This window comes from Tessaracoccus defluvii, assembly GCF_014489575.1.
Classification (GTDB): domain Bacteria; phylum Actinomycetota; class Actinomycetes; order Propionibacteriales; family Propionibacteriaceae; genus Arachnia; species Arachnia defluvii.
This window is the reverse complement of record NZ_CP060789.1, coordinates 185,954-201,918: the sequence shown is the minus strand read 5'-3', so window position 1 is coordinate 201,918 and position 15,965 is coordinate 185,954. Positions and strand designations below refer to the sequence as shown.

At 69.2% G+C, this 15,965-nt stretch carries 20 protein-coding genes and 1 pseudogene; 8 read left to right on the top strand and 13 right to left on the bottom strand.

Translation table 11 applies throughout. From position 1 onward, the window contains the following. Positions 1-88: 88 nt before the first annotated feature. Positions 89-952, bottom strand: a complete 864-nt coding sequence (locus tag H9L22_RS20145) for a TniQ family protein (RefSeq protein ID WP_187721233.1) — start codon at positions 950-952, stop codon at positions 89-91. Between the two features lie 47 nt (positions 953-999). Here H9L22_RS20145 and H9L22_RS00875 point away from each other — a divergent pair, with 47 nt between their 5' ends. Further along, a complete protein-coding gene (locus H9L22_RS00875; RefSeq protein ID WP_187721232.1) occupies positions 1,000-1,461 on the top strand; it encodes a hypothetical protein in 462 nt (153 codons plus the stop codon). Beyond that, entirely contained in the window at positions 1,461-2,819 is a 1,359-nt protein-coding gene (locus H9L22_RS00870; RefSeq protein WP_187720347.1) for an IS256 family transposase, read from the top strand. Before H9L22_RS00875 ends, H9L22_RS00870 begins: the two co-directional genes overlap by 1 nt. A gap of 175 nt (positions 2,820-2,994) precedes the next feature. Here the strand turns inward: H9L22_RS00870 and H9L22_RS00865 are convergent. The 3 genes and pseudogenes from H9L22_RS00865 to H9L22_RS00855 all read right to left on the bottom strand — a co-directional run. Then, positions 2,995-3,473, bottom strand: a pseudogene (locus tag H9L22_RS00865) (transposase); the annotation flags it as partial. 268 nt (positions 3,474-3,741) lie between these two features. Continuing rightward, positions 3,742-4,776: a sensor histidine kinase gene (locus H9L22_RS00860; protein WP_182784978.1), complete on the bottom strand. Its 1,035-nt coding sequence runs from the start codon at positions 4,774-4,776 to the stop codon at positions 3,742-3,744. Further along, complete coding sequence (locus tag H9L22_RS00855; RefSeq protein ID WP_187722503.1) at positions 4,773-5,441, bottom strand: response regulator transcription factor; 669 nt, start codon at positions 5,439-5,441, stop codon at positions 4,773-4,775. The genes H9L22_RS00860 and H9L22_RS00855 overlap by 4 nt, the downstream gene beginning before the upstream one ends. A gap of 82 nt (positions 5,442-5,523) precedes the next feature. Between H9L22_RS00855 and H9L22_RS00850 the strand changes: the two genes are divergently transcribed. From H9L22_RS00850 to H9L22_RS00835, 5 genes are all read left to right on the top strand, one after another. Beyond that, positions 5,524-6,435: a DUF418 domain-containing protein gene (locus tag H9L22_RS00850; RefSeq protein WP_187721231.1), complete on the top strand. Its 912-nt coding sequence runs from the start codon at positions 5,524-5,526 to the stop codon at positions 6,433-6,435. Then, positions 6,335-6,814, top strand: coding sequence for a trypsin-like serine protease (locus H9L22_RS20140; protein ID WP_406707806.1), 480 nt, complete (start codon positions 6,335-6,337; stop codon positions 6,812-6,814). Before H9L22_RS00850 ends, H9L22_RS20140 begins: the two co-directional genes overlap by 101 nt. After that, entirely contained in the window at positions 6,760-7,302 is a 543-nt protein-coding gene (locus H9L22_RS19380) for a hypothetical protein (protein WP_264292513.1), read from the top strand. Before H9L22_RS20140 ends, H9L22_RS19380 begins: the two co-directional genes overlap by 55 nt. 15 nt (positions 7,303-7,317) lie before the next feature. Continuing rightward, positions 7,318-7,998 (top strand): hypothetical protein, encoded by a 681-nt coding sequence (locus H9L22_RS00840; protein WP_187721230.1) that lies wholly within the window; start codon positions 7,318-7,320, stop codon positions 7,996-7,998. Between the two features lie 160 nt (positions 7,999-8,158). Continuing rightward, the gene (locus H9L22_RS00835; protein ID WP_226966022.1) at positions 8,159-8,353 is read left to right on the top strand and encodes a P-loop NTPase family protein; all 195 of its coding nucleotides are present in this window, start codon (positions 8,159-8,161) and stop codon (positions 8,351-8,353) included. Here the strand turns inward: H9L22_RS00835 and H9L22_RS00830 are convergent. The 5 genes from H9L22_RS00830 to H9L22_RS00810 all read right to left on the bottom strand — a co-directional run bounded on the left by H9L22_RS00830 (position 8,337) and on the right by H9L22_RS00810 (position 11,824). Continuing rightward, the gene (locus H9L22_RS00830) at positions 8,337-8,669 is read right to left on the bottom strand and encodes a DoxX family protein (RefSeq protein WP_226966021.1); all 333 of its coding nucleotides are present in this window, start codon (positions 8,667-8,669) and stop codon (positions 8,337-8,339) included. The genes H9L22_RS00835 and H9L22_RS00830 overlap by 17 nt on opposite strands. A 135-nt stretch (positions 8,670-8,804) precedes the next feature. After that, positions 8,805-9,875, bottom strand: coding sequence for an ABC transporter ATP-binding protein (locus H9L22_RS00825; RefSeq protein WP_187721229.1), 1,071 nt, complete (start codon positions 9,873-9,875; stop codon positions 8,805-8,807). Beyond that, on the bottom strand, positions 9,868-10,650 hold the full coding sequence (locus H9L22_RS00820) for an ABC transporter permease (protein WP_187721228.1): 783 nt from the start codon (positions 10,648-10,650) through the stop codon (positions 9,868-9,870). The genes H9L22_RS00825 and H9L22_RS00820 overlap by 8 nt, the downstream gene beginning before the upstream one ends. Beyond that, a complete protein-coding gene (modA, locus tag H9L22_RS00815; protein ID WP_187721227.1) occupies positions 10,647-11,432 on the bottom strand; it encodes a molybdate ABC transporter substrate-binding protein in 786 nt (261 codons plus the stop codon). The genes H9L22_RS00820 and modA overlap by 4 nt, the downstream gene beginning before the upstream one ends. After that, positions 11,429-11,824 carry a TOBE domain-containing protein gene (locus tag H9L22_RS00810; protein WP_187721226.1) on the bottom strand — a complete coding sequence of 132 codons (396 nt, stop codon included), beginning with the start codon at positions 11,822-11,824 and terminating at the stop codon, positions 11,429-11,431. Before H9L22_RS00810 ends, modA begins: the two co-directional genes overlap by 4 nt. Before the next feature lie 88 nt (positions 11,825-11,912). Between H9L22_RS00810 and H9L22_RS00805 the strand changes: the two genes are divergently transcribed. Beyond that, the gene (locus H9L22_RS00805; protein ID WP_187721225.1) at positions 11,913-12,425 is read left to right on the top strand and encodes a MogA/MoaB family molybdenum cofactor biosynthesis protein; all 513 of its coding nucleotides are present in this window, start codon (positions 11,913-11,915) and stop codon (positions 12,423-12,425) included. 123 nt (positions 12,426-12,548) lie between these two features. Here the strand turns inward: H9L22_RS00805 and moaC are convergent, their stop codons facing one another. The 4 genes from moaC to H9L22_RS00785 all read right to left on the bottom strand — a co-directional run bounded on the left by moaC (position 12,549) and on the right by H9L22_RS00785 (position 15,919). Next, positions 12,549-13,028 (bottom strand): cyclic pyranopterin monophosphate synthase MoaC, encoded by a 480-nt coding sequence (gene moaC / locus H9L22_RS00800; protein ID WP_187721224.1) that lies wholly within the window; start codon positions 13,026-13,028, stop codon positions 12,549-12,551. 538 nt (positions 13,029-13,566) lie between these two features. Then, entirely contained in the window at positions 13,567-14,778 is a 1,212-nt protein-coding gene (locus tag H9L22_RS00795; RefSeq protein ID WP_187721223.1) for a molybdopterin molybdotransferase MoeA, read from the bottom strand. Then, positions 14,778-15,530: a HesA/MoeB/ThiF family protein gene (locus tag H9L22_RS00790; RefSeq protein ID WP_187721222.1), complete on the bottom strand. Its 753-nt coding sequence runs from the start codon at positions 15,528-15,530 to the stop codon at positions 14,778-14,780. The genes H9L22_RS00795 and H9L22_RS00790 overlap by 1 nt, the downstream gene beginning before the upstream one ends. Then, on the bottom strand, positions 15,512-15,919 hold the full coding sequence (locus H9L22_RS00785) for a molybdenum cofactor biosynthesis protein MoaE (protein WP_187721221.1): 408 nt from the start codon (positions 15,917-15,919) through the stop codon (positions 15,512-15,514). Before H9L22_RS00785 ends, H9L22_RS00790 begins: the two co-directional genes overlap by 19 nt. Between the last annotated feature and the right edge of the window lie 46 nt (positions 15,920-15,965).

Genomic DNA, 15,965 nt, shown 5'->3' with positions numbered 1-15,965 from the left:
GCGTCGGGGGTTAGCCAGCATGTGGATCGCAAGCGCCGCTTCTTGCGCCGTGGACCATTGGTCTGGGTCCGGCAGGAACTGGCCCCTGTCATCGGAGGCTATTGCTGGGACGAGATTGACATCGAAGCCTTCGAGATCGTCTTGGACGCCGACGACGTTGCTCGTCGATCGCAGAAGGAACTGTTGCCAGCACAGGGTAGGTCGTCGTGGGGTTGGCTCTGGGCGGTTTGGGCAGCAGGGAACGAGGGATGGGCGGCTCTCGCCTCTCAAGCCGTGCGAAGGCACTTTGAAGGATGGGCCGCTCTTCACTGGTTCCTATGAGGCGGTGAGCGAAGGGAAGTAGGCGGGCTATCGCGGCAGGGGAATCAGGGGGGTGGTAGCCCCATGTGTTGAGGTCTGTGACCATGGCTGCGGGCATGGGTTGGGGCCAGGAGGTGTCAGCGGTGACGGCCAGCAGCCGGGTTACACGTAGGAGTCGCCCCAGCCACTGGCGTGCGCGCCGACTCGTTGTCGATTGCCTTACGCGTGCCCAGATGTCCTTGAATACCGATTGGGCCGTGACTGGTTCAGGCTCATGCTCTGCGGCGGGGTAGGTGGACAACGCTGTGCCACAGGAGAGACACACCGGAAGGCAGGCCAGCTCCCAGGAACGCTGCCATGCCCCGGTCAGGAGTTGGCAGGTGGGACACCACCATTGGGCCTGGCGGAGACGCCAGCCTGTTGATCCGCGTGCTCCGACGATGCAGCCGGGGTAGTCCCCCCACCCAAGGCAACGCAGCTGCTGTTGTGGGAGACCGGTCAGCTCGGATAAGTGAGCCCAGTCGGCCGAGACTCCTCCCCCGTGAACTCTGGCCAGCGTGCCCGGGCGTTGGTTGTTACGGTCCTCGAGCCTGCTCACGTAGGAGCGCAGTGATTCTCCCGGCTCGGGGATAGGGACGACCGGCAGTGTCACGATGCGCGCGTCCTTCCTCGTCGATGCTCCAGCGAGGCTTGTTGATCGTGGGCACGGGCAGAGAGTGGGACTGCGGCCAAGTCTTGGTGCGTTATGGTTCGTCGTCCACACCGCAGAGCTTCGATGACAGCGCCGATCAGCAAGGCGGAAGTATCGCCAATGAAGCCCTGGGTGCGGTGCCAGATGAACCCGGCGTGTTGTCGGCTGAGAACCCCCTCCTGGGCTCCAGGAAGGTACGGCAGCAGGATCTCCTCACAGCCGCACAGAAAGGCCTGCCATCTGCGGCGGCCTTCCACCGACGCGATCTCCGGCGGTGTCAGATCGTGGATGCGAAGTCGGCTACGGATCTGTGGATCCTCGAAGATGGGGGCCGCAGCGAGGCCGGGCCCGACGAAGATCATCGTCCCGTGCAGGAAGCCAAGTTCACTGTTGAGGGTCTTGAGGTAGTCGAGAGAGGGTGTCAGATGGTGTGTGTAAGGGGTGGGGCTCCTGACACGAAAGCAGAATGATGACCGTGATAGACAGATTGGACCGTGAGGACCGGCGCCGTGCTCAGCGTGAGGGCGTGTCCGCGTTGGAGGCCTCCGGGGCGCTGGATGACCTGTATGCCCGCATCGATGCCGGTGAGGTCCAGCTGGAGGGCCGCGACGGGCTGATCCAGCAGCTGATCAAGGCCGGCCTCGAGCGCGGCCTCCAGGCCGAGCTCAGCGACCACCTCGGCTACGACAAGGGCGACCCGGACGCCGACATGTTCCCCAACTCCCGCAACGGGTCGTATCCGAAGACGGTGGCCACCAGCGTCGGGGACGTCGATCTGGCGATCCCCCGAGACCGGGACGGGTCGTTTACTCCGATGCTGGTCCCGAAGGGCTCCAGGCGCCTGTCAGGGCTCGATGACATGATCATCTCGCTGTACGCGGGCGGGATGACGGTCCGTGACATCGAGCATCACCTGGTCTCCACGATCGGTACCGAGATCAGCCGCGAGACGATCTCGAAGATCACCGACGAGGTCGCCGATGAGGTGATGGTGTGGCAGCAGCGGCCGCTGGATTCGTTCTATCCGGTGATCTACCTCGATGCGCTGATCGTGAAGATCCGCGACGGCGCCCACGTGCGGAACAAGGCCGCTCACATCGCGGTCGGGGTCGACATCGACGGCATCAAGCACGTGCTGGGGATCTGGATCCAGGCCACGGAAGGAGCGAAGTTCTGGGCCGGGGTCTGCGCGCAGCTCGCCAACCGCGGCGTCCGCGACGTGCTGATCGTGTGCTGCGACGGGCTGACCGGTTTCCCCGAGGCCGTCGAGGCGACCTGGCCCGACTCGACCGTCCAGACCTGCGTGGTGCACCTGATCCGCTCCGCGATGCGATTCGTCAACTACAAGGACCGCAAGCAGGTGGCGGCGGCGTTGAAGCCGATCTACCAGGCCGCTGACGCCGACGCCGCGAAGACCGCGCTGGAGGAGTTCGCCGCCTCCGAACTCGGTCGCGGGAACCCGAACACGGTGCGCGTGTTCACCGATGCGTGGACCAAGTTCATCCCGTTCCTGGCGTTCCCGCCGATGCTGCGGCGCGTGATCTACACCACCAACGCCATCGAATCCTTGAACTACCAGCTGCGGAAGGTGACCAAGAACCGAGGCCACTTCCCCTCCGACGAGGCCGCGGTCAAGCTGCTGTGGCTGGCGATCTGCAACATCGAGGACAAGCGGGCCCGCGACCGCGCCAAGGAGAAAGGACGCAAGAAGGGAGAGAAACGCAACGCCGAAGGCCGCCTCGTCGAAGGACAAGTCACCACCAACTGGAAACAGGCCCTGGCCCAACTCGCCATCGCCTACCCCGACCGCATCAACCCCTACCTCTAAACCACCCGGAGACCGAACCCCTTACACAAACAACTTGACAAGCTCAGTCGAGAACCTGCCGCCCAGAGCGTTCGGTCAGTCGCAGCATGTGCACATCGTCGACAATCAGCAGACGAACTCCGTGACGACGTAAGGCTGTGTTGACCCTAGCGCTTGTCACACGAGCGATGCCCTCCCCGTAGCGGGGATGGTCCTTCGCCCAGGCGCGCAGCCACTCCCTGAGCGCCCGATCCGGGTCCGTGACCGTGTCGCCCTTGAGCGGTCGCCGGTACGCGGAGCGGCTCAGCCCGACCAGACGGCACGCCATCCGTTCGCTCACCCGCAACTTGCGCTTGAGGTGATCGACGGCGGCGCGGCGCCTGTCCGGGCTTAGAAGTTTCCCTCAGCCAGCTCCTTGAGCGCGGCCTTCTCCAGCTCCGCTTCCGCGAGCAGACGCTTCAGGGTCGCGTTCTGCTTCTCCAACTCCTTCAGGCGCTTTGCGTCGTCGGTCTTGAGGCCGCCGTACTGGTTCCGCCACCGGTAGTACGTCTGCTCGGACACCCCCAGCTCCCGGCACACCGCCGCGACGTCCTGACCATCGGTGAGCATCCTGTCGGCCTGCCCGAGCTTACGGACGACCTGCTCCGGGGTGTGACGCTTCCTGCTGTTCGTCATGATCTGACCAGTCTCCCTGCCCGCGACCGCGGGCAACAGGACGACTCTCATAACGACTGGACCTACGAAACGGGGTCAGCCCACACCCAACGACGGCGGGCACCGCCTCGCGGGCGTTAGGTGAAGAGTTTGGAACCGTAGTCGGTATCAAACCGCTCAGCTAAACACCATGCCTCGACCCTACCGACGCCGGAGCAGGTGCGAGCTGTGCACCAACCCCACTGCACAGGTTGCACCCGTCCGCCCAGTGCAACGCGCCGACGCTTGTCTAAGCAGGTAGGCGTAGCGTCGCCGCGAGCCCACCTCCAGCCCGCGGCGTGAGTTCCAACGAACCGCCGTGGGCTTTCGCAATTGCGTCGACGAGCGCCAGACCCAGACCGTGGCCGGCACCTGCGGTCCGCTGCGCTCGGGCGAAAGGCTCGATCCACGTACGGATCTCGGCCGTGTCCAAAGCAGGGCCACCGGATTCCACGATGATCTCCGCATTCTGCCCCACCTTCGTCAGGGTCAACGATGCGTCCTCACCGTGGGTGATCGCGTTGCGCACCAAATTCTCCACCGCCTGGCGCACCAGGGTCGGGGAGGCTGCGACCGTGACCGGCTCGGCCGCCACCGGCACGTCCTGCCCGTGCGTGATGTCACGGCACAGGGCAGCCAGATTCATCTCCTGCCTGTCGCGGATGTCCACGTTCGCCAGCTGCAACAACGCGGCTATGGTCTGAGCGGCCCGCGCGTTGACCTCGCGAACCCGGCCCAGAGTCTCCCGCAGCGACGCTCCGTCACCGCTGGCCAGCGCCACATCTGCCATCGTCTGAATCGTCGCGATCGGTGTCTTCAACTCATGAGAGGCATTCGACGCGAAACGGCGTTGCCGCTCAAGGGCACCCGCCAGAGCGTCGAGCATCACGTTGAGCGCAGCCGCCAATTCGCCCACCTCATCCGCAGGCCCCTCGTGGCTGATACGGGCGCCCAGGTCACCGCGCGTCACGGTCGCAGCGTCGTGTGCGATCTCCCGCAGCGGTTTGATCACCAGACCGGCCACGAACCAACCGATCAGCCCAGCGACTGCGGTCAGCAGCGCCAGAGCAACCACGGAAGCCAGCAGCACGCGGCGCAGGATCTCATCGGTGATGGGCACTGCCCCGTCAATCACCAGGCCGTCATCCGGGGTGGGGATCTTGGCCAGAAACGGCACCGGGGTGAGCTTCAAATAGGCGTATACCAGCCCGATCAGCGCCAGGCCCACACCCAGGACGGTAGCCACGAACATCACGGTGATGCGCGCGCGCAGACTCAGCTTCATCGCGGCACCTCCGCCACGTAGTAGCCAGATCCTGCCGCGGTGTGCACGATGCGCGGTTCGCCCAGCTTCTTGCGCAGGTGTGAGATCGTCACGCGCGGGGAGTTCGTGAAGGGGTCGGCGTTCTCATCCCAGGCCTGCGCGAGCAGGTCCTCCGCGGAGATCACCGCGCCAGCTGCCCCCATGAGCACCTCCAGCACCGCGAACTCCTTCGGGCTGAGTGAAACGCGTGCGCCGCCCCGGGTGACCTCCCGGCGGGATGTGTCCAGTCGCACGTCGCCGCAGCGGTAGATCTCGCCGCGCACCGGCAGGTTGCGCTTGGACAGCGCGGCAACCCGCGCGATCAGCTCTGGGAGCTCAAAAGGCTTGGGAAGGTAGTCGTCCGCGCCGAGGTCAAAGCCCGTCAGCCGGTCGTCGAGCGTCCCCGAGGCGGTCAGCATGATCACCCTCGTAGCCGGGTGGGTATCGACGACCCATCGGCAGATGTCGTCGCCGTGGATACCGGGCAGGTCCCGGTCCAGCACGAGGACGTCGGGGCGGATCTCGTCGATCAGCGAACGCGCAGCCGCACCGTCATAGGCCGCGGCGGATTCCATGTTCGCGCCGTTCAGCGCGGTGCAAATGGCATCGGCGAGGTAGCTTTCATCGTCGACGACGAGAACACGGATCGTCATGGCATCGATCGTAACCGACTGCCTGTCGCGTCGACGTTAACGTTCTCGCAACATCGGGGTGCGTAGCGTCCTGGCCATGCAGAACCGAAACGTTGGTATCGACGTTGACCGAAACGTTGGTATCGACGTTGCGCGGGCCGTGGCGCTGGTCGGCATGATGGTCGCGCACCTGACCTTCCTCGACGGCCTGGCCGTGCAGGTGTTTTACGGCTTCCCAGCCGCGCTCTTCGCATTCATCTCCGGAGTGTCGATGGGCTACATGCGGGCGCGCCCCGCCCAGTTCATCGTGCGCGGGCTGTGCCTGATCGGCATGCATTTCGCTCTCGCCCCATTCACCGGGCAAGTGTTTGTAGTACTCGGCACCATCGGACTGTGCATGGCGTTGCTCGCCTGGGCGCCGCGCTGGAGCTCGCCCGTACTCCTGTGGCTGGCCTGTGTTCTGGCCTTCGGCTCAGCGGTGCTGTCCTCCGGCTCAGTGGTGCTGATTGCCGCGTTCTGGCCCTACTCGCCAGTGATGTGGGCGACGCTGATGGTCACCGGGATACTGTTCCAAAGGCACATGATCGCCCCGAGGCGCCTCATTGTCGGCTTCGTCGTCGGGACGGTGCTGTTCGTCGCGAATCTCGCGCTGCGCTGGTACGTCCTGCTGCCTGAGTTCTTTGACGCCAACGGCCACACCGGAGGGCTTGGTGATGTCATGGGCAGCATCGGCACGTCGGTGGGTGTCTGCTCGCTGTGCTGCCTGCTGCGACGCTGGATCGGCTGGCTTGCGCCACTAGGTCGCATGCCACTGACCGTGTACTGCATCCACGTGCTCACGGCCGATTGGCTCGCGCCGAAATGGTTCGGCATCTGGGTCAGCCTAGCCGGCGCCATCGTCATCTCTTATGTCTGGCTCGCGATCTTTACGCGTGGCCCTATCGAAACTCTGCTTCGCCGCATCACCGCGGTCGTTGGAAAGGAAAAAAATGAAAAAATTCGTAGTTAGCGTCGTCGCCGGAGTGATCGCAGCAGGAGCGCTCGGCGCCGCGCCTGCTGCTGCACTGCAGAGCACAACCTTCGCGGAGGAGACCGAGGAGGCCAAGCCGGTCGTCTCCGTGCGTGTCGATGATTCCGACCCGGATGACGGAGTGTGCACCGGAACCGCAATTGATCCCCACTGGGTAATCACCGCCCGCCACTGTGTCGACGCTGCGGCCAAGCCAGGGGGCTCCGTGCGCATCGGCCAGGGCGATCAGCAAAAGGTATACCAGGTCGATCGCCACGAGATCGCCCCTCGGGGGATATCGCCCTGCTGCACACCGAGCAGGAGATGGTCCTGGAGAAATTCGCCGAGGTGGCAGATGAGGTGCCCACCGGGGATGTGAATATCTATGGCTGGTCCTCCGACGGTTCGGGTGGCTCCACCAAACTGCCCTCTGCCCAGGCCGAGATCCGCGGGGAGTCGCCGCTCGCACTGTACGAGGCACCCACGGCCCTCGAGGTCGCGCTGAAGGACGGCGCACGCATTCAGCCGGGCGATTCAGGAGGCGCGATCTTTGCCGACGGCAAGGTCGCCGCCATCATGTCCGCCGGCCTATTCGAAGACCCGGACAACCCGACCGAGGAGGAAATGACCTCCAATGCTGCCGTCGCAGTGGCGCCGGTGGCCGACCAAGTTGAGTGGATCCGCGGGGTCGTTGGCGGAACTGATGCGATGGAGACCGGGGAGGCACCAGAACCAGGCGATGCTGCGGCCGAGGAGGCGCCCTCCGAAAGCTCTGAGGGGATCTGGGGCGCCGTGGGCATCGGAGCGGGCGTAGTCGTCCTGGCGGCAGCCGGGGTGTGGCTGTTGCTGCGCCGCCGCGCCGCCTAGTAGCATGGGGGGGCCATGACTACGTGGACGAGGTGGGCAACGCGGCATCTCGTCGCCAGCCGGGCCCTTGCCCTCGTCCTGCTGGCCGTTGTCGCGCTGACCACCGCCATCCTCGCAGGCTCACTCGGCAACGCAGACCTCCTCGCCACCCGCACCGCTCAGGCGGCCTTCACCAACCCGGACTCGGGTGATGCGGGGCTCCAGTTCCAGACCCGCCTCGCCGACGACGGCGGCCAGCAGGACGACCTGCTCCGGCAGGCCCTTGCCGACGCGTTCAGCCCTGTCGCCGTCACCACCTGGACCACCGTCCTCTCCGAGCCCGTGCGCCTGGACGGAGGCCGGGTCGTCCTCTACTCCGGCGAGCGGTACTCCCCCGAGTTCCTGGAGCTGGTCGAGGGCGCCTGGCCTTCCGGCCCCGGGGAGGCCGCGCTCCAGGCCGACGCGGCGGCCCGGCTCGGCCTCGTTTCCGGCTCCGAAGTGCCGGTCGGCGACCGCGCCGTGACGGTGTCGGCGCTGTGGCGCGCCAAGGACCCGGCCGCGCCCCTCTGGCTCGGCGACCCGCTCGTGACGGCGGGGACTGACGGTTCCAGCAGCGGGCCCCTCGTCGTCGACCGGAGCATCGTCGAGGCCACCTCGTCACCGTTCATCCGGTGGGTCGCCCTACCGGAGGTCGCCTCGATCACACCGCAGCAGTAACGGGGGGCTCGCCGAACGCGCCGGGACGGCCGCACAGGCGGCCGAGGTCGCCGACCTGACGGGCCGCGGCCTCCTCGTCACCGGCGATCTGGGCCCGACGGCGGAGCAGGCGGCGCGCCAGTCAGCCAGCGGCGATGCCTTCGGGGTCGTTCCCGTCTCCGTGCTGGTCCTGATCGCCGACGAACCGACGGGCCAACTCGACTCCGACACGGCCGCCACGATCATGGACCTGATCGTCGAACTGACCCACGAGCGGGGCCTGGCGTCTGTCGTCTCGACCCACGACCCGCTGCTGATCGCGCGGGCCGACCGGGTCGTGCGGCTGCTCGACGGCGCCGTCAGCGAGCCTTCCTGACCCTGGACGGCTTCGCGGCCTTGGGCTGCGGACCCTGGGCCAGGAACATCAGCAGCCCGCCGACGACGCCGAGGTTCTTCAGGAAATGGATCTGGTGGTTCGCCCGCGCCGCCGGATCCTCCTGCTCCCAGAACGCGTGTCCGGCCACCGTCGTCGGCACCAGCGACGCGATGAGCGCCACCGCGGAGAGCCGCGGCAGGATCCCCAGCGCGAACGTCGCGCCCGCCCCCACCATCGCCGCCCCGTTGAGCTTGACGACGGTGGCGGCCTCCTTGTCGTCCAGCGTGATGCCGGCCTTGGCGCTCAGCTTCTGCACGGCGACGCCTCGGCCCCGGGTTCCCTGGCCGCGGCCTGCCCGCCGTAGATGAGCACCGAGCTGATGGCCAGCCGGGCGATGAACTTGAGCATGACGACTCCTTCTCCGTGGTCTGCCCCGCCAGTCTAGGAGGGGTCAGGAGGCCGGGTGGAGCGTCACCTGGGTCGCCTTCACCACCGCGACGACCGCGTCGCCGTTCCCGAGGGACAGCTCCCGTAACGCCGACGGCGTGACGTCGGCGTGGATCCGCTGCCCGGCGACGTCGAGGCTGACGCGCTGCACGAGGCCGCGGTCCTCGACCCCGGTGACGACGGCGGGCAGCTCGTTGCGCGGGCTCCCGTGCGGGGCGTCGCGGAAGAGCGAGACGGCCCCCGGCGGGAACACGGCCCTGGCTCCGCCGCCGCGCAGGTCGACCTCGGCGAGCCCTGCCACCACGCCCCCGGACGGGAGCCGGACGGCGGAGGCACCCTCCGCCGTTCCATGGAGAAGGTTCAACCCCACGAAGTCCGCCAGGAAGCGGGTCTGCGGCCACTGGAAGACGGCGTCGACCCCGTCGCGCAGCACCACGCGCCCGGCGGCGAGGTGGGCGACACCGTCAGCCAGGGCGAGGACGTCGAGCGGATCGTGGGTGACGAGCACCGTGGTGAGGCCGCGCAGCCGTTCGCGCAGCAGCCGTCGCAGCTCGGGCGTGGCGGCGGCATCGAGCGCAGCGAAGGGCTCGTCGAGCAGGACGAGGTCCGGATCGATCGCGAGGGCGCGGGCGATCGCGACCCGCTGCGCCTGCCCGCCGGAGAGCTCGTGGACGCGGCGGCCGCCGAACCCGGCCAGGCCGACTGCCTCCAGCTCCACCCCCGCCCTGCGCCGCGCGGCGGCGGCTGGGAGGCCCCGCGAGCGGGGGCCGAAGGCCACGTTGTCGACAACGCCAAGGTGCGGGAAGAGCAGAGGCCGCTGCTCCAGGTAGCCGATCCGGCGGCGGTGTGGCGGCAGGAAGACGCCGGGCCCGGCAGCAACCACCCCGCCGAGTGTCACGGTTCCGGAGTCGGGCCGCAGCGCCCCGGCGAGAAGCTGGATGCACGTCGACTTGCCCGACCCGTTCGGCCCGACGACGGCGAGGAGCTCGCCCTCCCTCACCGTCAGGGCCAGTTCCACGTCGCGGGCGTCGACCCGGGCGTCGAGGCGGACGGCCGGGCCACTGAGCTCAGGCATGGGTCCCCCAGGCGTGGAGACGGGTGGCGAGCCAGACGACCAGGCCGGCCACCGCGAGCAGGACGACGGAGAGCGCCATCGCGAGATCGCTGTCCGTCTCGCGCAGGAGGTAGATCTCCAGGGGAAGCGTCCGCGTGGTGCCCTGCAGGGATCCGGCGAAGGTCAGGGTGGCACCGAACTCGCCGAGGGCGCGGGCGAAGGCGAGCGCCGTGCCGGACGCGAGGGCCGGCGCGGCCATCGGGAGCGTCACCCGCCAGAACACCCGCGACGGGCCGGCGCCGAGGAACCCTGCGGCCGCCTCGTAGTCGGTCCCGGCAGAGCGCAACGCCCCCTCGAGCGAGATGACGAGGAACGGCAGCGAGACGAACGTCTGCGCGATCACGACGGCGGCGGTGGTGAAACCGATCTCGATCCCGAGCGTGGCGAGGTGGCTGCCGATCAGGCCGCGGCGCCCGAGCGTCGTCAGCAGCGCGAGGCCCGCGACCACGGGCGGGAGCACCATCGGCACCGTCACGAGCGTGCGCGCGGCAGTGGCCCAGCGCCCCCGCGAGCGGGCCAGCACCAACGCCGTCGGCACTCCGAGGAGCAGGACGAGAACCGTGGAGATCAGGCACGTGACCAGGCTGAGCCTCAGCGCGTCGACGGCCCGGTCGCTGGCCAAGAGCGCGGGGAGCTCGGCCCAGTTCGCCCGCAGCACCAACCCGAGCAGCGGGACCCCCAGCAGGGCAAGGGCCACGCCGGTCGGCGCCAGCGCCCAGCGCGGGTACCGGGTCACCTCGGGGCGCCGAACCCGAACCCGGCGAGGCGGGCCCGGCCCTCCGTCCCGGTGACGGCCGCGACGAACGCGTCGGCCTGCCCGGCGTTCCTGGAGCCTGCGACCTTGCCGACCCAGTACGTGTTGGGGTCGTCCGCCGCACCGGGAACGTCGAAGACAAGGACGGCGGCGCCGGCACCGGCGGCATCGGTCGCGTAGACGAGTCCCGCGTCTGCCTCGCCTGCGGTGACCTTGCCGAGGACATCGGTCACCTTCGTCTCCTCGGAGACAGGGGTCAGCGTCAGCCCGTTCGCGTCGGCGACCTTGACTGTGGCGGCCCCGCACGGGACGTCCGGGGCGCAGACCACGAGCTTGGTCCCCTCCAGGGAACCGTCGAAGCCCGTGATCCCTGCCGGGTTGTCAGCGGGCGTGACGAGCACGAGGTAGTTGGTGGCGAACATCACGGGGTCGCCGTCGATGAGACCGGCCTCGACGGCCCTGTCCATGTTCTTCCTGTCCGCCGAGGCGAACACGTCGGCGGGGGCGCCTCCCTCGAGCTGGTCGACGAGCCCGGAGGAGCCGTCGAAGGAGTAACGGGCCTCGGCGATGTCGGGGAACACCGTGCTGAGAGAGGCGGCCGCGAAGACGATCGCCTCGGCCGTGTCGGTCGCCGGGCCGCCGGGGGTGGCCGAGGACGCCGACGGGACGGGCGCTGGGGTCGGGATGACCTCCGGCGGGGTTCCCGTGCAGGCGGCGAGCAGCGTCAGGGGCACGGCGAGTGCCAGCAGTGCAGTGCGCCTCATGCGCGGTGCCTCTCGACGGTGACGTTGGTGGCCTTGATGACGGCGGTGGCGACGACCCCGACCTCGAGGCCGAGTTCGTGGACCGCCTCGGTGGAGATGAGCGACACGATCCGGAACCGGCCGCACTGGAGCTCGACCTGGCTCATGACGGCGTCCGAGACGACGCGCGTGACCAGCCCGGTCAGGTGGTTGCGCGCGGAGCGGTTGCCCTCCCCCAGCGAGTCGCCGTCCGCGATCTCCTTCGCCAGGGCGGCCAGCTCGGCACCGTCGACGCAGTGCCTGCCAGCGTCGTCGAGACTGCCTGCGAGGCGTCCACCGTCGACCCAGCGGCGCATGGTGTCGTCGCTCACGCCGAGCAGGTCGGCCGCCACGGGGATCCGTATCTGCGTCATGACCGAACCATATCAGCCGCATCTGCGGTTTCTCCAGTGGGTTCGGGGCAATGGCGGCCCGGCGGTTCCGTCCCGATAGGCTGTGCCCATGCCCCACCGCGCGTGTGTGATCACCTGCTCCGACCGTGCCGCAGCCGACGTCTACGAGGACCGCTCGGGCCCGATCCTGCGCGACGGGCTGGCCGCACTCGGCTTCGAGGTCTCCGCCCCCGTGATCCTGCCGGATGAGGCGGGCCTGATCGCCGCCGCCGTCGAGGCGGCCGTGGAGGGCGGGGCCCGCGTTGTGCTGACCACCGGCGGCACCGGCGTCGGCCCGCGGGATGTGACGGTGGAGGCGACGCACCCGCTGCTGGCCTTCGAAGTGCCGGGGATCGCGGAGGCCGTGCGCGCGGCCGGGCTGGTGAAGACCCCGCTGTCGAGCCTGTCGCGCGGCGTCGCGGGCGTCATCGACGCGGACGGGAGACGCGCCTTCGTCTTCAACGCCCCGGGCTCACGCGGCGGCGCGCGTGACGCGCTGGCGGTGCTTGGCCCGCTGCTGGGTCACATCGTCGATCAGCTTGACGGCGCAGACCACGACCTGAACCGACCGCCCAGCGAGTGACGCCGTCGCCGAGACGGCGGACATTCTGTGTTGTCTCCGGGGCGCATTGTCTGTTCGGATCGGCTCTGCTGGTCGCCCGAGTCAATCTCCACGACCAGTTGAAGGACCGGTGACCCCACCGGCCTAGGTGTGCTGATCGCGGACCCAGTCGCCCGAGCGGCCGCCCGACTTGGCGACCACCTTCGCCGAGACGATCTCGCTCAGCCTGTCGACGCCCTTGATCATGTCGACCACGGCGAGCGCCGCCACGGTCACGGCCGTCAGCGCCTCCATCTCGACGCCGGTGCGGTCGGCCGTACGAACGGTGGCCGCGATCTCCAGGCCGTCGTCGACGATCTCCAGGTCGACGACGACGCCGTGCACGCCGATCACGTGCGCCAGCGGCAGCAGGTCGGGCACCTTCTTCGCGGCCGCGATGCCTGCGATCCGTGCCACGGCGAGCACGTCACCCTTCGGCACCGTTCCTTCCCGCAGCGCCTCGACCACCTGGGTGCTGCACCGCACCGACGCCACGGCCGAGGCGGAACGGACCGTCGGTGTCTTCGCGGTGACGTCGACCATCCGGGCGTTGCCGGCGTCGTCCAGGTGAGTGAATCGCGTCATGAGGCTGAGCCTACAAGGCGGGCAGCCCCCCGACGGTGGGCAGCGCAACGTCCCGACGGAGCGGGCGGAAACACCTGCGTGGACACCCTCGAAAAATCGACCAGTGGCCCATTCTGACCGGTCCACCTCACACAATCGGCGACTACTCACCCGACGGGGCGGCGGGAACGGTGTTGGCCCCCTCGCAAAATCGACCAGTGGCCCATTCTGACCGGTCCACCTCACACAATCGGCCACTACCCGCCCGACGGAGCCGCGGGAACTGCGTGGGCCCCCTCGCAAAATCGGCCAGTGGCCCATTCTGATCGGTCCGCCCCGCACTAGCGGCCACTACCCACCCGACGGAGCGGCAGAAGCACTGCTTGGGCCCCCTCGCAAATCGACCAGTGGCCGATTTTGACCGGTCCGCCCCGCACAATCGGCCAGTGGCCGATTTTTACCGGTCCGCCGCCCGGCGTTCGATCCGCCCGGCGTTCGATCCGACCGGCGTACGCCCCGCCCCGCACCCATCGACCAGCATTCGATCAGACCCCTGCCATCACCGAGCCGTCACCCGATGCACCTCGACGACGTCGCCCCGTTCCACCGACTCCACGTCCTCCGGAACCACCGCCAAGCCGTCCGCCAGCGCGAGCGACACCACCAGGTGCGAGCCCGAGCCCAGCCGGTGCACCGGCGACACGCCCTCGGCGCCGATCCGCACCGGGGTGAACTGACGGCGGCCGGCAGGCCCCCGCCACCCCTCCACCACGGGCAGACCCTCCGATGGCCACGCCTCGCTCCAGCCGCCCAGGCGGGCGATGAGCGGCCGGGCGTAGACCCAGGCCGACACGAACACACTCACCGGGTTTCCGGGCAGGCCGAGCATCGGCACGCGGCGGCCGTCCGGTGCGGTCAGCGTCCCGGAGGCCTGCGGCTTGCCGGGCTGCATGGCCACCTTGTCGAAAGAGACGTCGCCCTCGACCACCTGCCGCACCACCTCGAACGCACCCACCGACACTCCCCCGGACGTCAGCACCAGGTCGGCCGACAGCGCGGCGGCGAGCGCGGCCCGGAAGTGGTCGGGGTCGTCGTCGACGGCGGTCGCCGAGATCACCTCGGCGCCCCAGCCGCGACAGAGCCCTGCCAGGAGCACAGAGTTGGAGTCGGGGATCCGGCCGAAGCCGAGCGGCTCCCCGGCGGGGACGAGCTCGGAGCCCGTCGACAGCACGGCCACCCGCGGCCGGCGCACCAGCGGCACGCTCCCATGGCCGAGCGACACAGCCGCGGAGGCCGCCGCCGCGGTCCACCGCAGGCCCGCTGGCAGCCCGGTCTCCCCGGCCCGGATGTCTTCCCCCCGACGGCGCACGTGCCGGCCCTGCGACACCGGCTCGGCGACCAGCACCGTCGCGGGCAGCGCCACGTCACCCGTCGGCTGGTCGGTCTGCTCGACAGGTACGACGGCGTCGGCGCCGGGCGGCAACGGGGCCCCCGTCATGATGCGGGCGGCCTGTCCCTCGCCCACCGTCGGCACGGTCGTTGCGCCGGCGGGGATGTCGCCGACGACAGCCAGCCGCGCGCCGGGCGACAGGTCGGCGGCACGGACGGCGAACCCGTCCATGGCGGAGTTGTCGAAGGGCGGCACGTCGACGACGGCGACCAGGTCGGCGCCCAGCACGCGGCCGATGCCGTCCGACACCGACGCCTCCTCGACCGGCAGCCGGGACGCGAGCGTCAGTACCCGCGCGAGGTGTTCCTCGACCGTGCGCATCAGCGGGCCCTCCGCAGCGGCAGCTCAGACCAGCGCGAGGTCCTGGCGTCCAGCACCGCGACCCGGCCCACCAGGGGCGTTCCGAAACCCGCCAGGAGCTTGATGGCCTCGACCGCCTCCAACGCCCCGACCTGGCCCACCATGGCGCCGAGCACCCCGATGTCGGTGGCCTTCGGATAGTGTCCGTCGGCCGGTTCGTCGGGGATCAGGTCGCGCAGGTAGAGCCGGTTGCCGTCGGCGTCGGGCACACCGAAGACCGAGCACTGGCCCTGCATGCCGACGGCCGACGCCCACACCAGGCGCGCACCGACCGCCTCGGCGGCATCGGACAGCATGAACTTCGCGCCGAACGTGTCGGTGCAGTCCAGCACCAGGTCGTAGCCCGCGAACAGTTCCCTCGCCCGCTCCGGGGTCAGGTACTCCGGAAACACCTCGACGGCGACGTCCGGGTTCAGCGCCCGCAGCCGCTCGCCCCCCGACTCGGCCTTGTTGCGGCCGATGTCCGTGTGCAGCACCTGGCGCTGCATGTTCTTCAGCTCGACGGCGTCGCCGTCGACCACGCCGATCCGGCCGACCCCTGCCGCCGCCAGGTACGGCAGCGCGGCCGAGCCGAGCCCGCCGGCCCCGATCACCAGGACCGACGACGCGAGCAGCCGGAGCTGCCCGGCCTCCCCCATGCCGACGATGTCGAGGTTGCGGACGTAGCGCTCCCGCTGCTCGGCGGAGAGCCCCGTCACGGGCACTGCGACCATTCGTGGGTGCCGTCGGCCAGGAGCTGCTTCTTCCAGATCGGGAGCCTCTCCTTGACGGTGTCCACCAGGTCGGAGGCGCAGTCGAAGGCCTGCTTCCGGTGCGACGCGGCCACCGCCACATAGAGGGCGACCCCTCCGATGCCCAGCACCCCGACCCTGTGTCGCGCCGCGATGGCGTGCACGCCGTCGCGCTCCGCGAACTCGGCGACCACCTCGGCCATCGTCTCGGAGGCCGACGGATGCCCGACGTACTCGATGCCGGTCACGGCCTTGCCGTCATCGTGGTTACGCACGACGCCCGCGAAGGTGACGACGGCGCCTGCCCGGTCGTCGCCCACCAGGGCGAGCACGGCGGCACCGTCCACCTCCTCGTGGCTGACGTCGGCCACAGCGATTCTCGCCGTCAAGAGACACCTCCGAGCTGAGGGCGGGCCA